This window comes from Rhodococcus jostii RHA1 (genome assembly GCF_000014565.1).
Taxonomy (GTDB): domain Bacteria; phylum Actinomycetota; class Actinomycetes; order Mycobacteriales; family Mycobacteriaceae; genus Rhodococcus_F; species Rhodococcus_F jostii_A.
Window position 1 is genome coordinate 6686015 of sequence record NC_008268.1, and the last position, 20687, is coordinate 6706701.

The 20687-nt window shown below is 69.3% G+C and carries 21 protein-coding genes; 17 read left to right on the plus strand and 4 right to left on the minus strand.

Going from position 1 to position 20687, the window contains the following annotated elements; genetic code table 11:
- Positions 1-195 precede the first annotated feature (195 nt).
- Positions 196-1938 carry a GMC family oxidoreductase N-terminal domain-containing protein gene (locus RHA1_RS30305; protein ID WP_011598180.1) on the plus strand — a complete coding sequence of 581 codons (1743 nt, stop codon included), beginning with the start codon at positions 196-198 and terminating at the stop codon, positions 1936-1938.
- A 64-nt stretch (positions 1939-2002) separates the two neighbouring features.
- Positions 2003-3574, plus strand: a complete 1572-nt coding sequence (gene guaA, locus RHA1_RS30310) for a glutamine-hydrolyzing GMP synthase (RefSeq protein WP_009479412.1) — start codon at positions 2003-2005, stop codon at positions 3572-3574.
- 60 nt (positions 3575-3634) lie between these two features.
- On the opposite strand, the gene RHA1_RS30315 is transcribed toward guaA, so the two are convergent.
- Entirely contained in the window at positions 3635-3862 is a 228-nt protein-coding gene (locus RHA1_RS30315) for a hypothetical protein (protein WP_009479413.1), read from the minus strand.
- On the minus strand, positions 3855-5327 hold the full coding sequence (locus RHA1_RS30320) for a PspC domain-containing protein (protein ID WP_011598182.1): 1473 nt from the start codon (positions 5325-5327) through the stop codon (positions 3855-3857). Before RHA1_RS30320 ends, RHA1_RS30315 begins: the two co-directional genes overlap by 8 nt.
- 68 nt (positions 5328-5395) lie before the next feature.
- Here RHA1_RS30320 and RHA1_RS30325 point away from each other — a divergent pair, with 68 nt between their 5' ends.
- From RHA1_RS30325 to RHA1_RS30350, 6 genes are all read left to right on the plus strand, one after another.
- Entirely contained in the window at positions 5396-6778 is a 1383-nt protein-coding gene (locus tag RHA1_RS30325; protein ID WP_011598183.1) for an ATP-binding protein, read from the plus strand.
- Positions 6779-6933: 155 nt separating this feature from the next.
- Complete coding sequence (locus tag RHA1_RS30330) at positions 6934-7437, plus strand: YbaB/EbfC family nucleoid-associated protein (protein ID WP_050787424.1); 504 nt, start codon at positions 6934-6936, stop codon at positions 7435-7437.
- A complete protein-coding gene (locus tag RHA1_RS30335; RefSeq protein ID WP_009479417.1) occupies positions 7434-7748 on the plus strand; it encodes a WXG100 family type VII secretion target in 315 nt (104 codons plus the stop codon). The genes RHA1_RS30330 and RHA1_RS30335 overlap by 4 nt, the downstream gene beginning before the upstream one ends.
- Positions 7748-8593, plus strand: coding sequence for a WXG100-like domain-containing protein (locus RHA1_RS30340; protein WP_011598185.1), 846 nt, complete (start codon positions 7748-7750; stop codon positions 8591-8593). The genes RHA1_RS30335 and RHA1_RS30340 overlap by 1 nt, the downstream gene beginning before the upstream one ends.
- Positions 8590-9033, plus strand: a complete 444-nt coding sequence (locus RHA1_RS30345) for an RDD family protein (protein WP_050787425.1) — start codon at positions 8590-8592, stop codon at positions 9031-9033. The genes RHA1_RS30340 and RHA1_RS30345 overlap by 4 nt, the downstream gene beginning before the upstream one ends.
- Before the next feature lie 39 nt (positions 9034-9072).
- Positions 9073-9732 (plus strand): response regulator, encoded by a 660-nt coding sequence (locus RHA1_RS30350; protein WP_009479420.1) that lies wholly within the window; start codon positions 9073-9075, stop codon positions 9730-9732.
- 12 nt (positions 9733-9744) lie between these two features.
- Here RHA1_RS30350 and RHA1_RS30355 read toward each other — a convergent pair whose 3' ends face one another.
- Positions 9745-10956 (minus strand): serine/threonine-protein kinase, encoded by a 1212-nt coding sequence (locus RHA1_RS30355; RefSeq protein ID WP_011598187.1) that lies wholly within the window; start codon positions 10954-10956, stop codon positions 9745-9747.
- 211 nt (positions 10957-11167) lie between these two features.
- Here RHA1_RS30355 and imuA' point away from each other — a divergent pair, with 211 nt between their 5' ends.
- From imuA' to RHA1_RS30400, 9 genes are all read left to right on the plus strand, one after another.
- On the plus strand, positions 11168-12007 hold the full coding sequence (gene imuA', locus RHA1_RS30360; protein ID WP_029539466.1) for a DnaE2-dependent mutagenesis accessory factor ImuA': 840 nt from the start codon (positions 11168-11170) through the stop codon (positions 12005-12007).
- Positions 12004-13557, plus strand: a complete 1554-nt coding sequence (locus RHA1_RS30365) for a DNA polymerase Y family protein (protein WP_011598189.1) — start codon at positions 12004-12006, stop codon at positions 13555-13557. Before imuA' ends, RHA1_RS30365 begins: the two co-directional genes overlap by 4 nt.
- Positions 13550-14152 carry a dihydrofolate reductase family protein gene (locus tag RHA1_RS30370; protein WP_009479425.1) on the plus strand — a complete coding sequence of 201 codons (603 nt, stop codon included), beginning with the start codon at positions 13550-13552 and terminating at the stop codon, positions 14150-14152. The genes RHA1_RS30365 and RHA1_RS30370 overlap by 8 nt, the downstream gene beginning before the upstream one ends.
- 144 nt (positions 14153-14296) lie before the next feature.
- Positions 14297-14680, plus strand: a complete 384-nt coding sequence (locus tag RHA1_RS30375; protein WP_011598190.1) for a VOC family protein — start codon at positions 14297-14299, stop codon at positions 14678-14680.
- 28 nt (positions 14681-14708) lie between these two features.
- Complete coding sequence (locus RHA1_RS30380; protein ID WP_011598191.1) at positions 14709-15494, plus strand: alpha/beta fold hydrolase; 786 nt, start codon at positions 14709-14711, stop codon at positions 15492-15494.
- A 152-nt stretch (positions 15495-15646) separates the two neighbouring features.
- Complete coding sequence (locus tag RHA1_RS30385) at positions 15647-16621, plus strand: R2-like ligand-binding oxidase (RefSeq protein ID WP_009479428.1); 975 nt, start codon at positions 15647-15649, stop codon at positions 16619-16621.
- 36 nt (positions 16622-16657) lie between these two features.
- Positions 16658-17170 carry a hypothetical protein gene (locus RHA1_RS30390; protein WP_011598192.1) on the plus strand — a complete coding sequence of 171 codons (513 nt, stop codon included), beginning with the start codon at positions 16658-16660 and terminating at the stop codon, positions 17168-17170.
- 10 nt (positions 17171-17180) lie between these two features.
- Positions 17181-17759, plus strand: a complete 579-nt coding sequence (locus tag RHA1_RS30395) for a YdeI/OmpD-associated family protein (RefSeq protein ID WP_011598193.1) — start codon at positions 17181-17183, stop codon at positions 17757-17759.
- A 29-nt stretch (positions 17760-17788) separates the two neighbouring features.
- The gene (locus RHA1_RS30400) at positions 17789-18667 is read left to right on the plus strand and encodes a ferredoxin family protein (RefSeq protein WP_011598194.1); all 879 of its coding nucleotides are present in this window, start codon (positions 17789-17791) and stop codon (positions 18665-18667) included.
- A 5-nt stretch (positions 18668-18672) separates the two neighbouring features.
- Here RHA1_RS30400 and RHA1_RS30405 read toward each other — a convergent pair whose 3' ends face one another.
- The gene (locus tag RHA1_RS30405; protein WP_011598195.1) at positions 18673-20667 is read right to left on the minus strand and encodes an SDR family oxidoreductase; all 1995 of its coding nucleotides are present in this window, start codon (positions 20665-20667) and stop codon (positions 18673-18675) included.
- Positions 20668-20687: the final 20 nt, after the last annotated feature.

The window sequence follows — 20687 nt, forward strand, 5'->3', positions numbered from 1 at the left end:
GCCGCTTCTCTCGTCGCCCAATGTCACATCGGTGCAGTTCAACTGCATTGGTGAGGCATTGGGCGACGTGCGTTTGCGGGTATCTCGACCGTTCCTGATACCTCTCGTTACAGTTAGGTGACCCTTGTGGCAGCTGTCACAACCGAGGGGTGCATACTGGCGAGTAATAACTCAGGTTTCGTTGGAGGTCGAGTGATGAGTAAGCAGCGCGCAACGGAGTACGACGTCCTCATAGTCGGGTCCGGATTCGGTGGCAGTGTCACCGCACTCCGATTGGTCGAGAAGGGCTACAAGGTCGGCATCCTCGAAGCGGGCCGTCGCTACGCCGACGCGGACTTCGCGAAGACCAGCTGGGATCTCAAGAAGTTCCTCTGGGCGCCCGCCCTCGGGTTCTTCGGCATCCAGCGCGTCCACCTGCTGCGCGACTGCCTCATCCTCGCCGGTGCCGGCGTCGGTGGCGGTTCGCTCAACTACGCGAACACGCTCTACAAGCCGCCCGCCTCCTTCTTCCAGGACAAGCAGTGGTCGCACATCACCGACTGGCACGACGAGCTCACGCCGTACTACGAGCAGGCCCGCAAGATGCTGGGCGTGGTCCAGAACCCGCACATGACCCCCGCCGACGAGATCATCAAGTCGGTCGCGGAGGACATGGGCGTGGGCGACACGTTCATCCAGACCCCGGTCGGTGTCTTCTTCGGTGAAGCGGGCAAGACCGTGCCGGACCCGTACTTCGGCGGCGTCGGCCCCGACCGCACCGGGTGCATCGAATGCGGCGAATGCATGACCGGATGCCGGCACGGCGCCAAGAACACCCTGCTCAAGAACTACTTGGGTCTCGCGGAGAAGGCGGGCGCCGAGATCATCCCGATGACCACGGTCACCGGTCTGCGCGAGGCGTCCGACGGCACCTGGGACGTCTTCACCCGGCGCAGCGGGCCGCGCAAGAACCGGAACCGCAAGACGTACACCGCCGCGAACGTCGTCCTGGCCGCGGGTACGTGGGGCACCCAGCATCTGCTGTTCGACCAGAAGGAGACGGGCGCGCTGCCCAAGATCTCCGACCGGCTGGGTGTGCTCACCCGCACCAATTCGGAGTCGATCCTCGGCGCCGCCAAGAACAAGGTGGATCCCGCGCTCGAGCTCACGAAGGGCGTCGCCATCACGTCGTCGTTCCACCCGACGTCCGACACCCACGTCGAGCCGGTGCGCTACGGCAAGGGGTCGAACTCGATGGCCCTACTGCAGACGCTGCTGACCGACGGCGGCGGCCGGCGGTGGATGACGTTCCTCAAGGAACTGGCGAAGGATCCGACAGCACTGAAGGTCCTCACCCCGTACAAGTGGAGCGAGCGCACCATCATCGCCCTGGTGATGCAGAACCTCGACAACTCCATCACCACGTACACGAAGAAGGGCCTGTTCGGTCGGCGCAAGGTCACCAGCAAGCAGGGCCACGGCCAGCCGAACCCCAGCTGGATCCCGGCAGGCAACGAGGCGACCCGCCGGATCGCGGAGAAGATCGACGGTCGCGCGGGCGGCACCTGGGGCGACGTGTTCAACATCCCGCTCACCGCGCATTTCCTCGGCGGCTGCACGATCGCGTCGGAACCGTCGAAGGGCGTCATCGACCCCTACCACCGCGTGTGGGGTTACCCGACGCTGAGCGTGGTCGACGGGTCGGCCGTGTCCGCGAACCTGGGCGTCAACCCGTCGCTGACGATCTCGGCGCAGGCCGAGCGTGCGGCCTCGCTCTGGCCGAACAAGGGCGAGAAGGACCTGCGCCCGGCGCAGGGGGAGGGATACCGGCGCCTGAACCCGGTCGCCCCGATCGCACCGGTCGTCCCGGAGGGGGCGCCCGCCGCGCTGGTGCTGCCGATCGTCGAGATCCGCAACAGCGCCGTGGTGCCCGACGCGCAGAAGCACGGCGTTGCATAGGGCGCGAGAGGGCCGGGTCATGGGGTCGCGCAGACCACAGAGCTGCGCCGATTAGACTGACCCGGTGGCAGATATCGAGCAACAGAGACCGGTCCTCGTCGTCGACTTCGGCGCGCAGTATGCGCAGCTGATCGCCCGGCGGGTGCGTGAGGCCAAGGTCTATTCCGAGGTGGTTCCGCACACCGCGACCGTCGAGGAGATCGCGGCCAAGAATCCCCTTGCCGTGGTGCTGTCGGGTGGGCCGTCGAGCGTCTATGCGGACGGTGCGCCGCAGCTCGATCCGGCGCTGTTCGATCTGGACATTCCCGTGTTCGGCATCTGCTACGGATTCCAGGCCATGGCCGGCGCACTCGGCGGGACGGTGGCACACACCGGCACCCGGGAGTACGGCCGCACCGACCTCAAGGTGCAGGGCGGTCTGCTGCACGAGGGGCTGCCGGCCAGCCAGCCCGTGTGGATGAGTCACGGCGACGCGGTCACCGAGGCCCCGGCGGGCTTCGAGGTGACAGCCACGAGCGAGGGCGCACCCGTCGCCGCGTTCGAGGACCGGGCCCGCAAGCTCGCGGGTGTGCAGTACCACCCGGAGGTGCTGCACTCGCCGCACGGTCAGCAGGTGCTCAGCCGGTTCCTCCACGAGATCGCCGGCATTCCTCCCGCATGGACGGCCGCGAACATCGCCGACGCCCTCGTCGAGCAGGTCCGCGAGCAGGTCGGCGACGGCAAGGCGATCTGCGGGCTCTCCGGCGGTGTCGACTCCGCTGTCGCGGCGGCGCTCGTGCAGCGCGCCATCGGCGACAACCTGACGTGTGTGTTCGTCGACCACGGTCTGATGCGTGCGGGCGAGCGTGCCCAGGTCGAGCAGGATTTCGTTGCCGCGACCGGCGCAAAGCTGATCACGGTCGACGCCGCCGACACCTTCATCGGTGAGCTGGCGGGCGTGTCCGACCCGGAGACCAAGCGCAAGATCATCGGCCGCGAGTTCATCCGCAGCTTCGAGGGCGCGGTCAGCGACGTGCTGGGCGAGAACGCCGCGCACGGCGACACGGTCGAATTCCTCGTGCAGGGCACGCTGTACCCGGACGTCGTGGAATCCGGCGGCGGCACCGGCACGGCCAACATCAAGAGCCACCACAACGTCGGCGGACTGCCCGAAGACCTGCAGTTCACGCTCGTGGAACCGCTCCGCCTGCTGTTCAAGGACGAGGTCCGGGCGGTGGGGCGCGAGCTGGGTCTGCCCGAGGAAATCGTGGGACGCCAGCCGTTCCCCGGTCCCGGCCTGGGCATCCGCATCATCGGCGAGGTCACGCAGGACCGGCTCGACATCCTGCGTCACGCGGATTCCATTGCGCGCGAAGAGCTGACGGCCGCCGGGCTCGACGGTCAGATCTGGCAGTGCCCCGTGGTGCTGCTCGCCGACGTCCGCAGCGTCGGGGTGCAGGGCGACGGACGCACCTACGGCCACCCGATCGTGCTCCGCCCGGTGTCCAGCGAGGACGCGATGACCGCGGACTGGACGCGACTGCCCTACGACGTTCTCGAGCGGATCTCCACCCGAATCACCAACGAGGTGCACGACGTCAACCGTGTCGTGCTGGACATCACGAGCAAGCCTCCGGGCACCATCGAGTGGGAGTGACGCACTGTGCGCGGTGAGTGAGTCCGAGGACCCGCTCACCGCGCACGTGCGCTTGCGACTCTACTTTCGCCGGTTGGGTGCGAACACGAGCACAACGCCGACCAGCACCGCGACCACCACGAACAGCCAGCGGAACTCGACGTTCGCGAGCGGTTCCAGCGAGAACGGCCCCGCAAGTGCCCAGCCGCTCACCAGGAGTGCTGCCAATCCTGCGAGGAGCAGTAGTGGCGACGGGCGCTTCCGCGTCCGGGTCTGTTCGTTGCCGTGAGTGTCGTCGATGTCATCCACGGCGCACCTCCACACTTCCGAATCGGACATCGGCGTTGAGGGTCAGGACGTGACCGTCCGTGCCGTCGACGCCACCGTCGAGACCCTCCGGGAGGCACTGCGCGTCGCCGAACTGGGTGGTGCAGTGGTTCTCGACGTTCATACCGGGCGGCAGGAGTACCACGACCTCACCGAACTGCCCGCTGACGTCGACCGTCTTGTCCTCGGTGAGAGTGACGTTCCGGAGGTCGAGCGTGAAGCTGCCGAATCCGCCGGAGTAGGCGGGCTCGATGGCGGCCGCCGTCGCCGGGTTCCAGGTCCGATCGCCCATGTTCTCGCTGTTCAGGTCGAGTGAACCGACGAGCGAGGCGAGGATCACGAAACCGATCAGCGGTCCGGCGACGACGAGAAGCCCGTAGCCCTTGCGCAGGAATCCGCCGATCAGCAGCCCCACTCCGATGACGGCGAGCGCGACCGCGCCGATGCGACCAGCGTTCAACCAGTCGGATCCGGTGGCGACCGACAACGCGGTCGCCGCCGCGGCCGCGAGGATCGCCAACCCGATCACCATCGTCGTCAGGCGGGAGTGGGTGCGGTCCGGTTGTACTGCGGGCGTGGTGGTCCTGGCCGGTTCGGGCAGATCCCATGCGAACGGGGCGACCCCGAGCGGGTCCCACGCCGGCGGTCGCGGTTCGAGCGGCGCGAACGGGGCCGAGGGTGTGTCGACCTGCGGACCGGGGGTCGGGGTCTTCTCGAACGACACCGGAACGGTTTCGCCCGCAGCAGTTTCGGGCTTCAGTGCCTCGGTGGGCGCGTCGGCCGGCTTCTCGTCCGAGGTGGGCGGCGTGCTCGGCGTGTAGGAGTCGGGAAGCTTCGTGTACGGACCGTACGCACCCGGACCGTACGCACCCGGACCGTACGTGCCGGGGCCGAACGGGTTGGCGCCGAACTGACCGGGCGAGAAACTCGTCCCGGGATACCCGGTCCCGACACCCGGGGCAACGGCTCCGGCGGGCAACGGTGGGGGTATCGGCTGCCGCTGGTACAGCAGCCACAGGCCGCCGAGCATCAACGCCATGCTGACCAGCCCGGAGCCGCCGAGCCCGACACCGAAGGGACCAACGGTGCTCAGCGCGATGGCCAGTGCGACGAGAAGGACGATGGTCTTGGTGCCCGAGTCGGAGCTGTGACCACGTCCCACCAGCGACTCCGCGGGGGAGGCCGGGTCGCCCGACTTCGTGAGGGCGAGCCAGCACGCCAGGTAGAGGAGCACGCCGGCGCCACCGAAGATGGTGGACACGACGAAGGCGACTCGTATCAGTACGGGATCGACGCCGTAGCGGTAGCCGATTCCCGCACAGACACCGGCGACGTGACCACGGCCCGGCAACCGCACCGGCCGGGTCCGCCACAGATCCTGTATCTGCTCTTGGAAGCTCCCATTGCTCATACGACCATCGTTCCGGTCGGCGCGGCGCGCGTACATCGGGAACTACCCTGATCTTTCCGGTCGGGGTGGGCCGGAACGCGTGCCGAAGTCAGGGTTGGACCCTGATGCCGTGGCCAGGGGATCGTGCCAGTATCGAACATGTGCAACCTGTGTCGAACACGTCCGCGGGCGGTGCCCAGTACGCGGGCGCCGTGACCGCACCTGCCCCGCCCGACGGCATTCCCATGCCGCGGCTCGAACGCCGGACCGGTGGTCGCATCGTCGGCGGCGTCGCGGGTGGTATCGCCGATCAGCTGGGCGTCGACGTGATGAAGGTGCGGGTCGCGTTCGCGTGTCTCGCCGCGCTCGCCGGCGCCGGCATCGTCGGCTACGGACTGTTGTGGATCTTCACGGCCGCAGGTTCCGACACCGAGAAGCCCAGTGCCTCCGAGCGACGGAGAGCGTACGGACTGATCGCGATCGGCCTTGCCGGTGCGTCCGCGTTGTCGTGGTTGTTCAGTGGCCGCGTCGGTTCGGTGATCGCGCCGATCATCGTCGTGGCGGTCGGCGCGGCTCTGGTGTGGCGCGAGTTCGATTCGGAAGGTCCGCGCACCGTCATCGGGCTGCCGCAGCGTCCGACCGTCCTCACCTGGGCGCGGGTCCTCGGTGGCGTGACGTTGATCGTGTCGGGTCTCGGTGTGGTGATCCTCGCGCAGGTCGACTTGGCTGCGCTGCGTTCGTCGTTGCTGGCTGTGGTGGTCACCCTGGTCGGCGCCGGGCTGCTGACGGTGCCCCTGTGGTTGCGACTGTGGCGCGCGCTGGGCGCGGAGCGTGCCGCCAGGATCCGCAACGACGAGCGTGAGGAGATCGCGTCACACCTGCACGATTCCGTCCTGCAGACCCTGGCGCTGATCCAGAAGCAGGCCGACCATCCTCAGGAGGTCGCGCGGCTTGCCCGGGGTCAGGAACGAGAACTGCGGAAGTGGTTGTTCGGTGGGGGAGACGCCGACCATTCGAGCCTCGCGGAGGCGTTGCGCATCATCGCGGGCGAGGTGGAGGACCACCACGGCGTCACGGTGCGGCCGGTGACGGTCGGCGATGTGGCGCTCGACGTCGAGGGCACGGGTGAGGGCCTGTCGAAGGAGAGTTTCACGGCGGTGCTCGGTGCGACGCGGGAGGCTCTGGTCAACGCGGCCAAGCATTCCGGGGAGACGGACATCAACCTGTTCGCCGAAGCCGAGCACGAACAGGTCAGTGTGTTCGTCCGGGACCGCGGCGTCGGATTCGACGTCGACGAGGTGTCCCCGGACCGTCAGGGCCTGGCGAAGTCGATCCGTGGACGGATCGAGCGGCGCGGCGGGCACGTCGACGTGCGGTCCGCACCCGGCAAGGGCACCGAGGTGCGAATCCACATGCCGCGGAACGGCCGGACGTGGGCGACACCGGCCACCGCCGAGGACACGGACACTGCCGGCGTCGAGGACGTGCCGTTCAGTCAGGGTGCGTGAGCACCACTTTCGCCGTGTCGGCGCACTGGTGCGCGGTGTCTGCTCGCATGCTGTCCCAGCGAGGGGGTAATGTTCGCCGGCGACACGACTGTGGGGGTCGTGTGCTCGCACCGTGTTGCGGCGGGGTGGGACGCGAGATGTCAAGGGGGGATTTCATGTTCGACCGTGAGGGTCTGCGCGTGCGCGAGCACGAGTTGCAGGATCAGATCGATTCGATGCTGGCCGCGCTCGACCGGCAGACGCAGGAACTGCATGCCGCTCAGCAGCAGGTGGCGCAGCTGCGGGTGAGTGGGGCGTCCACAGACGGACTGGTGCAGGTGGTGGTGAACTCGGTGGGCGGCGTGGTGGACGTGCGCCTCGCGCCGAACGCGTTCCGGCGGTCCACCCCCGAGTCGCTGGGACGTGCGATGACCGAAGCCGCCCGGCGTGCGGGCGAGGCCGCGCACACCGAGTCGGTGCGCATCATGGGATCGATCGTGGCCGCGACCGAGACCCTGCCGGATCTGCCGGACCTCGTCCCCGGCGCTCCGAGCCTGCGGGACTTCCTCCCGCGCCTCGAGCCCGAAGTCGGTGGCGTCCCGGCCGATCGGGAACCGGACCCGGACGATCCCGACGACGCGCAGTGGAATCGGCCGGTCCTGCGGGACGGGTGGCAGTGAGCGCGCAGCTGTGGGTGGACCCGGCGCATCTGCGCAGCGTCGCACCCCGATTCGACGCACTGTCGCAGCGGATGGCAGCGGTCGCCGCCACACTGCACTCGACCCTCGAGGCCGAGGGTGAATGCTGGGGCGGCGACGAGACCGGGACGACGTTCGCGAGCGGGTATCTGCCGTCCGCGGACGCGGCCGGGCAGTCGCTGGGGTTCGCCGTCGGGGCGCTGGCCGCGCTCGGATCCAGACTCGGAAGCACCGCCGACTCGTTCGATGACACCGACCGCGGCACCGCATCCAGCCTCGCCGGGCTGTTCTGATGGGCATCGAGGTTCCGGGCAGTGTCCGGTGGTTGGCGGAGAAGGTCGTCGGGGCGGACTGGCCCGACGCGGACGAAACGGCGATGGAGCGGCTCGGGCAGGGGTGGAAGGACGCCGGTGCCTCGCTCGACGACATCATCGAGGAGGCCGACGCCGCGATGCGGTCGGCCATGTCCGGGGTGAGTGGTGACGTCGACACCGCGATGGCGCAGCACTGGGCGCGGATCGGTGCGGACGGGGCACTACGCGAGTTGTCGGGGTTGCTCCACGAACTGGGCGACACCCTCGACTGGTCGGCCGATGACATCCGGGTCGCGAAACTGTCGATCATCGCGGCCCTGGTGGCACTGGCGGCCGAACTCGTCGCGGTCGCGGTGGCCAGCGCGATGACGTTCGGCGCGGCGAGCCCGGCCGCGTTCGCGGCGGAAGCGGCCACACAGGTCACCGTCCGGATGATCATCCGGCAGCTGATCACCTCGATCCTCACCCGCGCCACGACGGGCGCGGCGGCCGGCGCCGGAGCCCAGGCGGTCCTCGAGGCTGCGTTTCAGAAGTACGAGATACACGTGGGTCGGCGCGACAGCATGGATTGGGGCAACGTTGCAGAGGCGGGCGGCAAGGGTGCGGTTCGGGGAGGCGTGAAGGGGGCGGTCAACGGCGCGTTCGGGCTGAAGTTCACCGACCCTCGTTCTCAGTTCGGGGGCATGCTCGGCTCCTACGTGCAGGAGGAGACGGTCGGCGCACCGCGGTTCAGCGGCGCCGTCGTCGACGAGGTGCTGGACCGGACCGGACTCGACGACGACGTCCGGCGTGCCCGCGACGAGATCGACGGGCGTCTGCCGTGAACGGGGCCGACAGCCGGCTGCGGGTCCGGCCCGCCGGTCACCTCCGGCGTGGTGTCGCCCTGGTGCTGGACCTCGTGTTGCACGCACTCGTCGGGGCCGTGGTCGGGGTCCTCGTCTACATCGTGCAGACGGCCGGACAGTCGGTGCCGCCGAACGCGGCGGAGGGAACGGCGGGGTTCGCGGTGATACCGGCGTGGCTCGTGTTCTCGTTCGTCCACCGGACCGCGATTCAGGCGCGATTCCATGCGACGTTCGGCAAGTGGATGACGGGTCTCTGCGTCGTGCGGCCGGACGACGGAACGTGGCCGAGCTTCGGATATCTGGTGAAGGCCTGGTTCCGCAGTGCCGGTGCGGCTCTCCAATCGGATACCGCCACCGACGGGGAAGACGGGATGCCGGCGGTGGTGCGGCGACAGAGCGAATCATTCGACACGCTCTAGAGTGGGGTGACTCTACCGCCCACGCGAGGAACAGCTGCAGTGACTTTGCCTGAAACACCCCCGTACCGTGTCTTTCTCGTCGATGATCATGCCGTTTTCCGTTCCGGGGTCCGCGCCGAACTCGGCAGGGAAGCGGACATGGAGGTGGTAGGCGAGGCGGGCGGTGTCGCGGAGGCGGTGGCCGGGATCAACGCCACCTCGCCGCACGTCGTGCTGCTCGACGTCCACATGCCCGACGGCGGCGGTGTCGCCGTGCTGCGGGGCATCGAGTCGGGTCCGGTGTGCCTGGCACTGAGCGTGTCCGACGCCGCCGAGGATGTGATCGCCGTGATTCGCGCCGGGGCACGCGGGTACGTCACCAAGACGATCTCGGGCGCGGAACTGGCCGACGGCGTGCGCCGCGTCGCCGGCGGTGACGCCGTGTTCAGCCCGAGGCTCGCGGGATTCGTGCTGGACTCCTTCACCGGGCGTTCCAATGCTCCTGAGCCGCAGCTGGATCCGGAGCTGGATTCGCTGACACCGCGGGAGCTGGAAGTGCTGCGGCTGCTCGCGCGGGGGTACACGTACCGCGAGATCGCCGAGGAACTGGTGATCTCGGTGAAGACGGTCGAAACGCATGCGTCGAACGTGCTGCGGAAGACGCAGCAGTCCAACCGGAATGCGCTCACGAGGTGGGCGCACCGCCGGCGGATCGACTGACCTCCCGGGGTGTCAGGGCTGGGCGAGGAGGACGATCACGGCCACGAGCACGGCCAGGATCAGGATCGCGACCATGACACCCATGGCGATCGGCGCCCACGCCACCACCTGATCGCGGACGGTGGGGGCCGGCGAACCGGGAGCGGGTTTCGTCGGGCGCGGCGGCCACTGCAACCGGCCGAGCGGACGCGGCACGTTCTTGAGCGGGGTGCTCTGAGGCACGGCGGGCAGACCGGCCTGGGTGGAACTCACCAGCTTGCTGCGCCGGCGTGAGTCGGGCAAGGGGGTCGAACGGTGTGCCCACGCAGGGATGGTGCCGTCTGCGGAATAGACGGGCGAGCCGACGAGGTGCGCGACGTTCCCGTCCCCGGACATGGCCACCCGGGCCAGGGCGTCGCGGGCCTCGGCCATCGTCGGACGACGCGCCGGGTCGGGCTCGAGCAGGTGCAGCAGCGTGTCGGTGAGCGGTCCGGCCTTACTCGGACGGTAGATCTCGGCCTTCGCGACCCGGTGCAGGAGTGCGATGGAATCGGAGTCGATCCCGAACGGCGGCTGGCCCTCGACGACGGTGTACAGCGTGGAACCGAGCGAGAAGACGTCGCTGGCCTCGGTGGGGTCCTGACCGCGGGCGACCTCGGGGGAGAAGTACGCGGGTGTGCCGGTGATGACCCCGTTCGTGGTGTCGGCGGAGTCGCCCTTGGCGCGGGCGATGCCGAAGTCGCTGATCTTGACGGTGCCGAGTTCGCGGCCGCGGTCGGCGACGAGGATGTTGCCCGGCTTGATGTCCCGGTGCACGATCCCGGCGGCGTGGGCGGCGGTGAGCGCGTCGGCCACCTGCGCGCCGATCTGGGCGACCTCGAGCGGGGGCAGTGTGTCGGCGATGTTCATCGCCTGGGCGAGGCTGCGCGACGGCAGGTACTCCATGACCAGCCAGGGCTCGCCTGCCTCGAGCGCGACGTCGTACATCGCGATGGAATGGCTGTGGGCGAGTTTGGCGGCGTTGCGCCCTTCCCGCATGGTGCGTTCGCGGACACGACGGGCCTCGTCGGGGTCGAGTCCGGCCGTCGTGGTGACCTGTTTGATGGCGACGTCGCGGTGCAGCAGGGTGTCCCGTGCGAGCCAGACCGCGCCCATTCCACCGCCGCCCAGTTTGGACCGCAGGCGGTACCTTCCGGCCACCAGGTATTCGGGTCCGATGCCCCTTTCGCTCTGCTCCTGCTCCATCACGCGTTCAGGTTAGAGGATTGCGCGGACACGGGATGCGCGACGGTCCTGACCTGGCCGTTCGGGGTCCACTTGACGGGCCTCCACCGACCGGCTTTACTTGAAATGAGTTCGAAAATACGTTCGAACAAAGCGTCTGTTCGAGCCGCGTCTTCCCCGTGGTTGCCGACCGCTGTTGGTGCCGAGTGTCAGGGGTGTCGAGTTGGCTGAAGTGGCCGGCGAGCCGGGGTTTCCGGTGCCGGGGACTCCCGAGTTGTCCGGGCTGTCCCGGCAGGAGCGTCTGGACTACCTCCGACGACGGATGGCCGCTGTTCCCGCGCGCGGTGAATCGGTGGCGAGCCGCGCCCCGGTGGAGAGTGCGCTCCCCACGACGGGCACGTCCGCAGCGCCCGATTCCCATGCTGCCGGGGTGCTTCCGGTTCCGGCTGCGCTGGCCGAGCTCCTTCCCCGAGGCGGGCTGGTGCGCGGTTCGGTGGTGTCGGTGTCGGGTGCCACCTCGCTCCTGCTGGGTTTGGTCGCGTCCGTGACCGCGGGCGGCGGACACGTCGCGGTGATCGGACATCCCCGGCTCGGGGTGCTGGCAGCGGTCGAGATGGGGGCGCAGCTGGAACGGCTGGCCCTGATCCCCGATCCGGGCGCCGATCCGGTGGAGATCGCCGCGGTGCTCCTGGACGGAATGGATCTGGTGGTGCTCGGACTGGGTGGGGCGTCGGTGGCGCCGTCCCGGGCGCGTGCGGTGGTGGCCCGGGCCCGGAGCAAGGGGTCGACCCTGGTCGTCACGGACGGGCACTGGGACGGCGCGGAGATGCGGCTGGAAGCCCGGGTGCACGGTTACGCCGGACTGGGCAACGGATCTCAGGACCGGGGATGCGGGCGGTTGCGTTCCCTCAGCCTGGCGGTGTGCGCCCGGGGGCGGTCGTTCCAGCCGCGCACCACCCGGTTGGACGTGCGGTCGGCGCAGGGCCGGGTGGAATGGGTGAGCGCACCGGAACCGGTGGCGCCCCTCGAGGTCGCCCCCTTCCCGGCGCCGGTGGAGGTGGTGGGTCTGTGAGCCGGGTGCTGGCGTTGTGGTGCCCCGACTGGCCCGCGGTCGCGGCGGCCGCTGCCGCGGACCTCCCGCCGACTCACCCGGTGGCGGTGACGTCGGGCAATCGGGTGATCGCCTGCTCGGCACCGGCCCGCGCGGACGGGGTGCGCAGAGGCCTGCGCCGCCGCGAGGCCCAGGCCCGGTGCCCCCGGTTGCACGTGGTGACCGCCGATCCCGACCGCGACGCGCGGCTGTTCGAGGCGGTCGCCTCGGCCGTCGACGCGGTGGCGCCCGGTGTCGAGGTGCTGCGACCCGGTCTGGTGGTGCTGTCCGCTCGCGGTGTCGCCCGGTACTTCGGTTCGGAGGAAGCCGCCGCGGAGCGGTTGGTGGACCAGGTGTCGGCGGTGGGGGTGGAGTGCCAGGTCGGCATCGCCGATCAGCTGTCCACGGCCGTGATCGCCGCGCGCAGAGCAACTCTCGTGCCGCCCGGTGAGGGGACGGCCTTCCTGGCGCCGCTCCCGATGCGGGAACTGGCCGCCGAGCCGAGCCTCGCGGCACCCCATCGCGGTGAGCTGGTCGATCTGCTGCACCGGCTCGGGTTGCGCACGATCGGCAGTTTCGCCGCGCTGTCGGCGGGCGATGTGGCGTCGCGGTTCGGAACCGATGCGGTGCTGGCGCATCGCGCTGCGCGGAGTGAACCGGAGCGTCCGCCGTCGGGCCGGTCGCTGCCTCCCGACCTGGAGGTCGAGGAACGGTGCGATCCCGTCATCGAACGGGTCGACGCCGCCGCCTTCGCGGGGCGTGCGCTGGCGGAGAAGCTTCATCGCACACTGTCGGACGCCGCGGTGGCCTGCACCCGGCTGTCGATTTCGGCGAGCACCGGCAACGGTGAGCAACTGTCCCGAATCTGGAGGTGCGCGGAACCGTTGACGCCGGAGGCGACGGCGGACCGGGTGCGGTGGCAGCTGGACGGGTGGCTGACCGGGCGCAGCGAGAAGCGGCCCTCCGCCGGTATCGCCGTCCTGCGGCTCGAACCGGTGGAAGTGGTGGCCGCCGGCGCCCTGCAGCTGGGACTGTGGGGTGGGGTCGGCGACCGGGACGAGCGGGCCCGGCGGGCTCTGGTGCGGGTGCAGGGTCTGCTCGGCGGGGAAGCCGTGCAGGTGGGTGTCCTCAGCGGTGGGCGGGGCCCGGCGGAGCGCATCACGTTGCTGCCGTTGGGCGACGAGCTGATTCCGCGCAACGATCCGTCGGAGCCGTGGCCGGGCACGTTGCCGGAACCGGCGCCTGCCGCGGTGCTGACCGCGTATCCGGAGGTGTGGATGTCGGACGAGCGGGGTATGGCTGTGACGGTCACGGAACGGGGTGTGTTCAGCGCGCCTCCCGCGCGGTTGCGGTGGGGGAGCCGAGAGTGGGCGGTGTGCGGATGGGCCGGACCGTGGCCGGTGGACGAGCGGTGGTGGGACCCTCCGGCCGCCCGGACGGCGGCCCGGGCCCAGGTGCTGCTGGAAGAGTCGCGGGCGCTGCTGGTGATCTGCACGGCTGGCCGCTGGTCGGTGGAGGGAATCTATGAGTGACACGGAGCGGGACGCACCGCACCGCAGGATCGTCGTCCAGGAATTGACGAGCCTCGACGGGTTCGTCGCCGGACGGTCCGGCGAGCTGGACTTCTTCGATGCGGTGCCGGATTACGGTGAGGTGGACCGATACAACCTCCGTCTGCTCGCCGACACGGACCTCGCCCTGCTCGGGCGAAAGACGTATCAGATGTTCTCGGACTACTGGCCCACCGAACAGGCGCAGGGTGAGGTCGTGGCCGAGGCCGTCAACTCGATCCCGAAACTCGTGTTCTCCTCGACGCTGGACAGCGCCCCGTGGGGGGATCGGGAGCCGGCGCAGCTGTGGCCGGGCGACGCCGTCGAGCGGGTGCAGCACCTCCGGCAGGAGCCCGGTGGCGACATGATCGTCTGGGGGAGCATCACCCTCGCGCGGGCACTGCTCGCCGCCGAGCGGGTCGACGAAATCCAGTTGCACGTGGTGCCGATCCTGCTGGGGCACGGCCGCAGGCTCCTCGACGAGGACACCGGGATGCATGCGCTGACGTTGCTGGAGTCGAAGGGGTACGACTCCGGGGTGGTCACGTTGCGTTATCGGGTGGGGCGGGCGGCGTAACCCGCCCGGCGACCTGTCTTGCGAATCGACCGTTCGAAATGCTTTGCTGTGCAGAGGGTCGCGTGCCGGTGGCGGACAGCGTCAGGCATGGAGGCCGGCCACGGCCGCATCGTCGGGTCGTGGCATACCTCGAAAGGGTCGACTGTGACCATTTCTTTCAACCACACGATTGTCGCTGCCAAGAACAAGCAGGAGTCGGCGACATTCTTCACCACGTTGTTCGGACTGCCGGACGCCGTGCCTGCCGGACATTTTCTGGCGGTCGCCCTCGACAACGGGGTGTCTCTCGACTTCGCGGAACCGCCGGTCGAATTCCCGCCGCAGCATTATGCGTTCCTCGTCGGTGAGGACGACTTCGACCGGATCTACGGTCTGATCGTCGAGTGGGGGCTCGATCACTGGGCGGATCCGCGGCAGACGCTGCCGGGCACCATCAACACCAACGACGGCGGGCGGGGCGTCTACTTCCTCGACCCGTCCGGTCACTATCTGGAGATCATCACCCGCCCGTACGGGTCGGGCGGGTAGTCCGTGGCGGTCGCTAGTCTGGATTCTCGTGGAGACGAGCAGGACTACCCCGACGCGCGCCGGTATCGAGATCGCCTACCGGGACAGCGGCGAGTCCTCGGTGCCGGGGACGTCGGGCGTCCATCCCGTGCCGGTGGTTCTGGTGCACGGGATGGGCGGTGACGGCGGCACCTGGGACCGCTTCGCCCGCGCACTCGTCGCCCGCGGGCGCCGCGTCCTCGTCGTGGATCTGCGGGGGCACGGTCGCAGTGCCCGCGCCGCGTCGTACCTTTTCGAGGAGTTCGGCGCCGACGTGGTGGAGGTGTGCGACAACCTCGGGCTGACGCGGGTGGATCTCGTCGGGCATTCGCTCGGTGGTCATGCGGCGTCGCTCGCGGCCCAGACCCGGCCCGGGCTGGTTCGCCGGCTGGTGATCGAGGAGGCCCCGCTCCCGTTGCGTCCCGGTGACCCGGAACAGGTTTTCGCGAATCGGCTGCCGTCGCTGCCGGAACTGTGGCACGCGACGACGAGCCTGATCCGGCATCCGCGGGCCGCGTTCGCGTTCGACCGGTCGATGACGGGCTCGGCGCTCGAGCAGTTCCGCCGCCCGGATCCGTTGTGGTGGGACAGATTGCCGGACATCGAGGCCGACACGCTCATCCTGCGGGGCGGTCTGGGCGGAATGGTGGATCCGCGCAGACTCGAGTCCGCAGTGGCGGCGATACCGAACTGCCGGGTGGTGGTGTTCCGTAGCGGGCACAGCATTCACCGCGACCGTTACGACGACTTCGTGGCGGCGGTCCTGCCGTTCTTGATGAAGCTCGAGACGAGCTGACAAAAAGTCCGGAAATGTAAACCGCGACGGCGTCGACAGGACTAGCGTGGGAACCGAAGCGGGGGCTCGGAACGGGCCGGTTGTCACGATGAGCGCCCCGAAGCCGCGGGGCGTCCGACGACGTCTTCCGCACGTCCGGAAGAAGGCCAACGATGTCGACACTCACGCCTGGACGCCCCTATGCGCCCGGCAGGCAAGGGTTCAGCTCGCTCCGCGCCGGGGGCCTCAACTGGGACGCGTTCCCGTTGCGGCTGTTCACGAAGGGCAACGCCAAGTTCTGGAATCCCACGGACCTCGACTTCAGCCGGGACGCGGAGGACTGGGAGGGGCTGAACTCGGAGCAACAGCGCAACTCCACGTATCTGGTCGCACAGTTCATCGCCGGTGAGGAAGCGGTCACCGAGGACATCCAGCCGTTCATGAAGGCGATGGCCGCCGAGGGGCGTTTCGGGGACGAGATGTATCTGACGCAGTTCTGTTTCGAGGAGGCCAAGCACACCCAGGTGTTCCGGTTGTGGATGGACGCGGTGGGCCTGACACGCGACCTGCATCCCTTCGTCGCCGAGAACCCGTATTACCGGCAATTGTTCTACGAGGAGCTGCCGGGATCGCTGAAGGTGCTCGAGACCGATCCCAGTCCGGTCAATCAGGTGCGGGCCAGCGTCACCTACAACCATGTCATCGAGGGCAGTCTCGCACTCACCGGGTACTACGCCTGGCAGAAGGTGTGCACGACGCGCGGGATCCTGCCGGGCATGCAGGAACTCGTCCGCAGGATCGGCGACGACGAACGACGCCACATGGCGTGGGGGACGTTCACCTGTCGCCGGCACGTGGCCGCCGACGACAGCAACTGGGGTGTCGTCCAGGAGCGGATGGCGGAGCTGATGCCGTTGGCACTGGGCATGATCGACTGGGTCAACAAGCAATTCGAGGTCCAGCCGTACGGGCTCGACGACCAGGAGTTCATCGCGTACGCCGCGGACCGGGCGCAGCGCCGGCTGGGGGCGATCGAGTCTGCGCGGGGCCGCCCGGTCGAGGAGATCGATCTGGACTATTCACCCGAGGCCCTCGAGGAGAAGTTCGGCGAGGAGGACGCCAAGGCGATGTCCGAGGCCGCCGGCTGAGGCACGCGTCGCGGTGGGAGATGGCAGGATCGGCTCATGGCGCTCACCGCACTCGACCGCAGACTCCTCGGCTGGTCTGCAGCATTCGTGATCTCGCAGGCGAACATCATCCGGCTGCTCGGCCCGGTGGCACCCCGGCTCGCCGATATCCAGACCGCCCGGTCCGCCCGGTCCTACACGGCGATCCTCGACGGAATGTCCGCCGCCGACAGGGCGCGCTACCGCAGCCACTACTACCCGGACTTCGTCCATCCCGTGATCTACGCGGTCGCGTTGCGCACGGGCGCACGACGTCTGGCGGAGCTGACACCACTCTCGGCGAGAACGCAGAAAGTGCTGGCGGCGGCCCCGGTGATCTCTGCGGCAGGCGACTACGCCGAGAACGTCGTCGGGCTGTATCTGCTGTCTCATCGCGAGCACATCACCGACGCGACCGTGCGCACCACCAGTGCGGTCAGCGTCACCAAATGGGTGCTGGCGCTCGGGACGCTCGGATATCTGTCCCAGGGATTCGTCCGGGTCTGGGCGGGAAAGCTGTTCTCCCGCTAGATTCGGGCACATGTGTGCTGCCGAGCTCAGCGTCGAGTACTTCTCCGGGCAGGCCGAGTTCCGGGAGTGGCTCGGCGCTCATCACGACTCCTCACCGGGCATCTGGCTGAAGATGGCCAAGAAGGGGTCGGCGCATTCGTCGATCAACTACGACCAGGCTCTCGAGGTCGCGCTGTGCTACGGCTGGATCGACAGCCAGGTCCGCCGCGTCGACGACGACTTCTTCGTGCAGCGGTTCACCCCGCGGTCGTCGCGGAGTCCGTGGTCGAAGCGGAACCGGGAGTTCGCGGAGAAACTCGCCGAGGCCGGTCTCCTCGAGCCCGCGGGCGCGGCGGAGGTGGAGCGGGCCAGGGCCGACGGCCGCTGGGACCGCGCGTACGCGGGACAGAAGGCGGCGGAGATACCGCAGGACTTCCTGGACGCCCTCGCGCAGAACCCCGAGGCCGAGGCCTTCTACGCGACGCTCGACAGCCACAACCGGTACGCCGTCTACTACCGCCTGCAGGACGCCACCCGCCCGGAGACACGTGCCCGCCGCATCGAGAAGTTCGTCCAGCAGTTGTCGGAGCGCAGGAAGTTCCATGACTGATCGATTTTCGCGGCTGACACAATGGCACCGTGCCTGACACGATCACCGCCACCTGCTCCGCTCTGTCCGCGACCGACGAACCTCTCGCGGGCACCGCTGCGCATGTCACGGGCTGGGTGTGCCTGGAGTTCCCGGGTGCGTGGGGCCGGGACGTGCTCGACGGCACCGCGCTCGGACCGGATCTGGCCCGTGAGCTCGACGCCCGCGCCGACGCGGCCGGGGTGCGGGTCATGTTCATCCGCCGGCCGGGCCGCAGCACCGCGGACCCGGATCGGCGGACGGTGCTGCTGGCGCAGTCGCACCCCACGCGGTCGTGGTGCGAGCGGCTCGAGATCGCCTTTCCGGAAGACCTGCTCGACCTGGACCTCGGGCTGATCGCGGGGACCGCGCCCGGTCTGGGCACACCGGTGACGGACCCGGTCGTGCTGGTGTGCGCGCACGGGAAAAGGGATCAGTGCTGCGCCGTCCTCGGGCGGCCGGTCGCGGCCGGCCTGGCCGCGGAGTTCGGCGACGCGGTGTGGGAGTGCTCGCACACGGGTGGGCACCGGTTCGCTCCCTCGCTGATCCTGCTGCCCACGGGTTACACCTACGGCCGGTTGTCGACGCAGGAGAGTGTCGACGCGGTCCGCGCCGCCGCCCGGGGCGAGGTGTACCCGACCGGGCTGCGCGGCCGCAGTTGCTGGGACGCGCCGGGGCAGGTGGCGGAACTCGCCGTCCGCGATTTCGTGGACGCGGCCGCGGACGAGCTCACGGTGGACGCGAATTCGGTTGTCGCGCATCGCGACGGACGCCGTTGGGTGGTCGACCTGGAGCAGCGGGAGCTGCCGCCCCGGCCGGCGAGTTGCGGGGCGGCGCCGAAGCCGGTGCGACCCGTCGTCGCCACCGGAGTTCGCGCCCTCGCCCCCTGACTCGGTCACCAGTGGGTGCCGGGCACCAGCCTTCCGACCTTCCGGGCCGCGCGGCCGAGCACCGACGACGTGTGGTGCCTGGGTTCCGGTGTGTGCTGAGGTGCCGGCGCCGCGTCGTCCGTGCTCTGCCCCTTCGCCGCCGGGGAATCGGGGAACATGCGATACATTTGGTGCATCACGCGATCCTTGACGGCGGGTGCGAAGACGTGGCCGAGTTCCCCGAGGGTGCCGGTCGGGACGTCGATGCGCTTGGGGCGTTCGATCAGCGCCCGGACGACCATTGCCGCCGCCTTCTCCGGGGAGGTGATCGGTCCGATGTTGTACCGGCCGGTGGGCGCGATCATCGGCGTCTCGACGAGTGGCATGTGGATGGTGGTGAACGTGATTCCGTCCGAGAGGGTTTCGGACGCCGCGACGTCAGTGAAGCCGTCGAGGGCCGACTTGCTGGCGACGTAGGCGGCGAACCGCGGCGTCGCGCCCTGGACCCCGGCGCTGCTGATGTTGACGATGTGCCCGAACCGCCGGTCGCGCATCTGCGGGAGGAAGGCGAGGACGAGCCGGACCGCGCCGAAGTAGTTGACGGCCATGGTCCGCTCGAAATCGTGGAGCCGGTCCGTGGAGTTGTAGAGGCCCCGCCGGATCGACCGTCCGGCGTTGTTGACGAGCATGTCGACGTGATCGTGTTCGGCGAGAACGGCTTTGACGGTGTGCTCGACCGACTCGTCGTCGGTGATGTCGCAGGGGTAGCCGTAGGCGTCGCCGCCCGCCGCGCGGATCTCGGCCACCACGGCGTCGAGTTCCTCGGTGCGCCGGGCGAGGAGAATGACCTTCGCGCCCTTGCGGGCCGTCGCGATCGCGGAACTCCGGCCGATGCCGGACGACGCCCCGGTGATCACCACGTGCCTGCCCACGAGCGGTCCGGCCGGGTGGGGCCTGCGCGCTCGGTCCGGGTCGAGGTTCTCGCGCCAGTACGACCACAGCCTGTCGGCGTACGACGCGAACCGCGGGACGTCGATGCCTGTGCCGCGCAGCGCCTCCCGGGTGTCGTCGTTCACGAACACCGTGGGCAGTGTCATGTTCTCGACGAGCACGGGCGGGATGCCGAGGGCGCCGAGCACCACTTTGCGGCCCGTGTCGAGGGCCGAGTCGGGGGTGGGAGTGAGGAAGGGGCGGACGAGTCCGCCGGGTAGTCCGGCCGCGGGATGCGGTGCACCGGCGGCCTCGGCGAGCGCGGCGTAGATCTCGCGGACCGGCTGGGGGCGCGGATTGACGAGATGGAACGTCCGGCCGTCCCGTCCCGGTGCAGACATCAACTCCACGATGGCCGCGGCCACGTAGTCGACGGGGACGACGTTGGTCGATCCGATCCGCGGGACGGCCACGGGCAGGGCCGCGGGGAGTTTCGCGAGCGCCGCGATGGCGGGGAAGAGGTAGTACGGGCCGTCGATCTTGTCCATCTCGCCGGTGACCGAACTGCCGACCACCGCGGAGGGGCGGTAGATGCGCCACCGCAGGCCGTCGGCTTCCCGGACCAGCTTCTCCGCCTCGAACTTGGTGCGGTGATACGGGGTGGGGAAACCCTGCCCGAGATCGAAATCGGTTTCCCTGAACGGACCTTCGTGATCCCCCGCGACGGCGATGGACGAGACGTGGTGCAGCGTCGCATCCAATTCCCGGGCCAGTGCGATCACCGAGCGGGTGCCGTCGACGTTCGTGGTGGCCTGTTCGTCGCCCGCCGTGAGGTCGTAGATCGCGCCGAGGTGCAGGACGTGGTCGGCCGCCGGCGCCGAGGTGAGTGCGAGGCCGGGCTCGGTCAGGTCGCCGATCAGCGGATGCACGCGTTCGCCGCCCGGCATGCCGTCGACGAGCGCCTCCCACCGCGCGACGGACGCGCGCCGGACGAGGACGTGGATCTCGGCTGATTCATCGCGGTCGAGGATCAGGGGCAGCACGTGCCGACCCAGGAAGCCGGTTCCGCCGGTGACGAGGTAGGTGGCCATGACCCGAACTTACTCCAAAG

What these genes read in the sequence shown, in the direction of transcription:
- RHA1_RS30305 (WP_011598180.1), top strand. Translation starts at nt 196, where the DNA reads ATGAGTAAGCAGCGCGCAACGGAGTACGACGTCCTCATAGTCGGGTCC.
- RHA1_RS30320 (WP_011598182.1), bottom strand. Translation starts at nt 5,327, where the DNA reads ATGTACGCGCGCCGCGCCGACCGGAACGATGGTCGTATGAGCAATGGG.
- RHA1_RS30325 (WP_011598183.1), top strand. Translation starts at nt 5,396, where the DNA reads ATGCCGTGGCCAGGGGATCGTGCCAGTATCGAACATGTGCAACCTGTG.
- RHA1_RS30330 (WP_050787424.1), top strand. Translation starts at nt 6,934, where the DNA reads ATGTTCGACCGTGAGGGTCTGCGCGTGCGCGAGCACGAGTTGCAGGAT.
- RHA1_RS30340 (WP_011598185.1), top strand. Translation starts at nt 7,748, where the DNA reads ATGGGCATCGAGGTTCCGGGCAGTGTCCGGTGGTTGGCGGAGAAGGTC.
- RHA1_RS30355 (WP_011598187.1), bottom strand. Translation starts at nt 10,956, where the DNA reads ATGGAGCAGGAGCAGAGCGAAAGGGGCATCGGACCCGAATACCTGGTG.
- RHA1_RS30370 (WP_009479425.1), top strand. Translation starts at nt 13,550, where the DNA reads ATGAGTGACACGGAGCGGGACGCACCGCACCGCAGGATCGTCGTCCAG.
- RHA1_RS30385 (WP_009479428.1), top strand. Translation starts at nt 15,647, where the DNA reads ATGTCGACACTCACGCCTGGACGCCCCTATGCGCCCGGCAGGCAAGGG.
- RHA1_RS30390 (WP_011598192.1), top strand. Translation starts at nt 16,658, where the DNA reads ATGGCGCTCACCGCACTCGACCGCAGACTCCTCGGCTGGTCTGCAGCA.
- RHA1_RS30395 (WP_011598193.1), top strand. Translation starts at nt 17,181, where the DNA reads ATGTGTGCTGCCGAGCTCAGCGTCGAGTACTTCTCCGGGCAGGCCGAG.
- RHA1_RS30405 (WP_011598195.1), bottom strand. Translation starts at nt 20,667, where the DNA reads ATGGCCACCTACCTCGTCACCGGCGGAACCGGCTTCCTGGGTCGGCAC.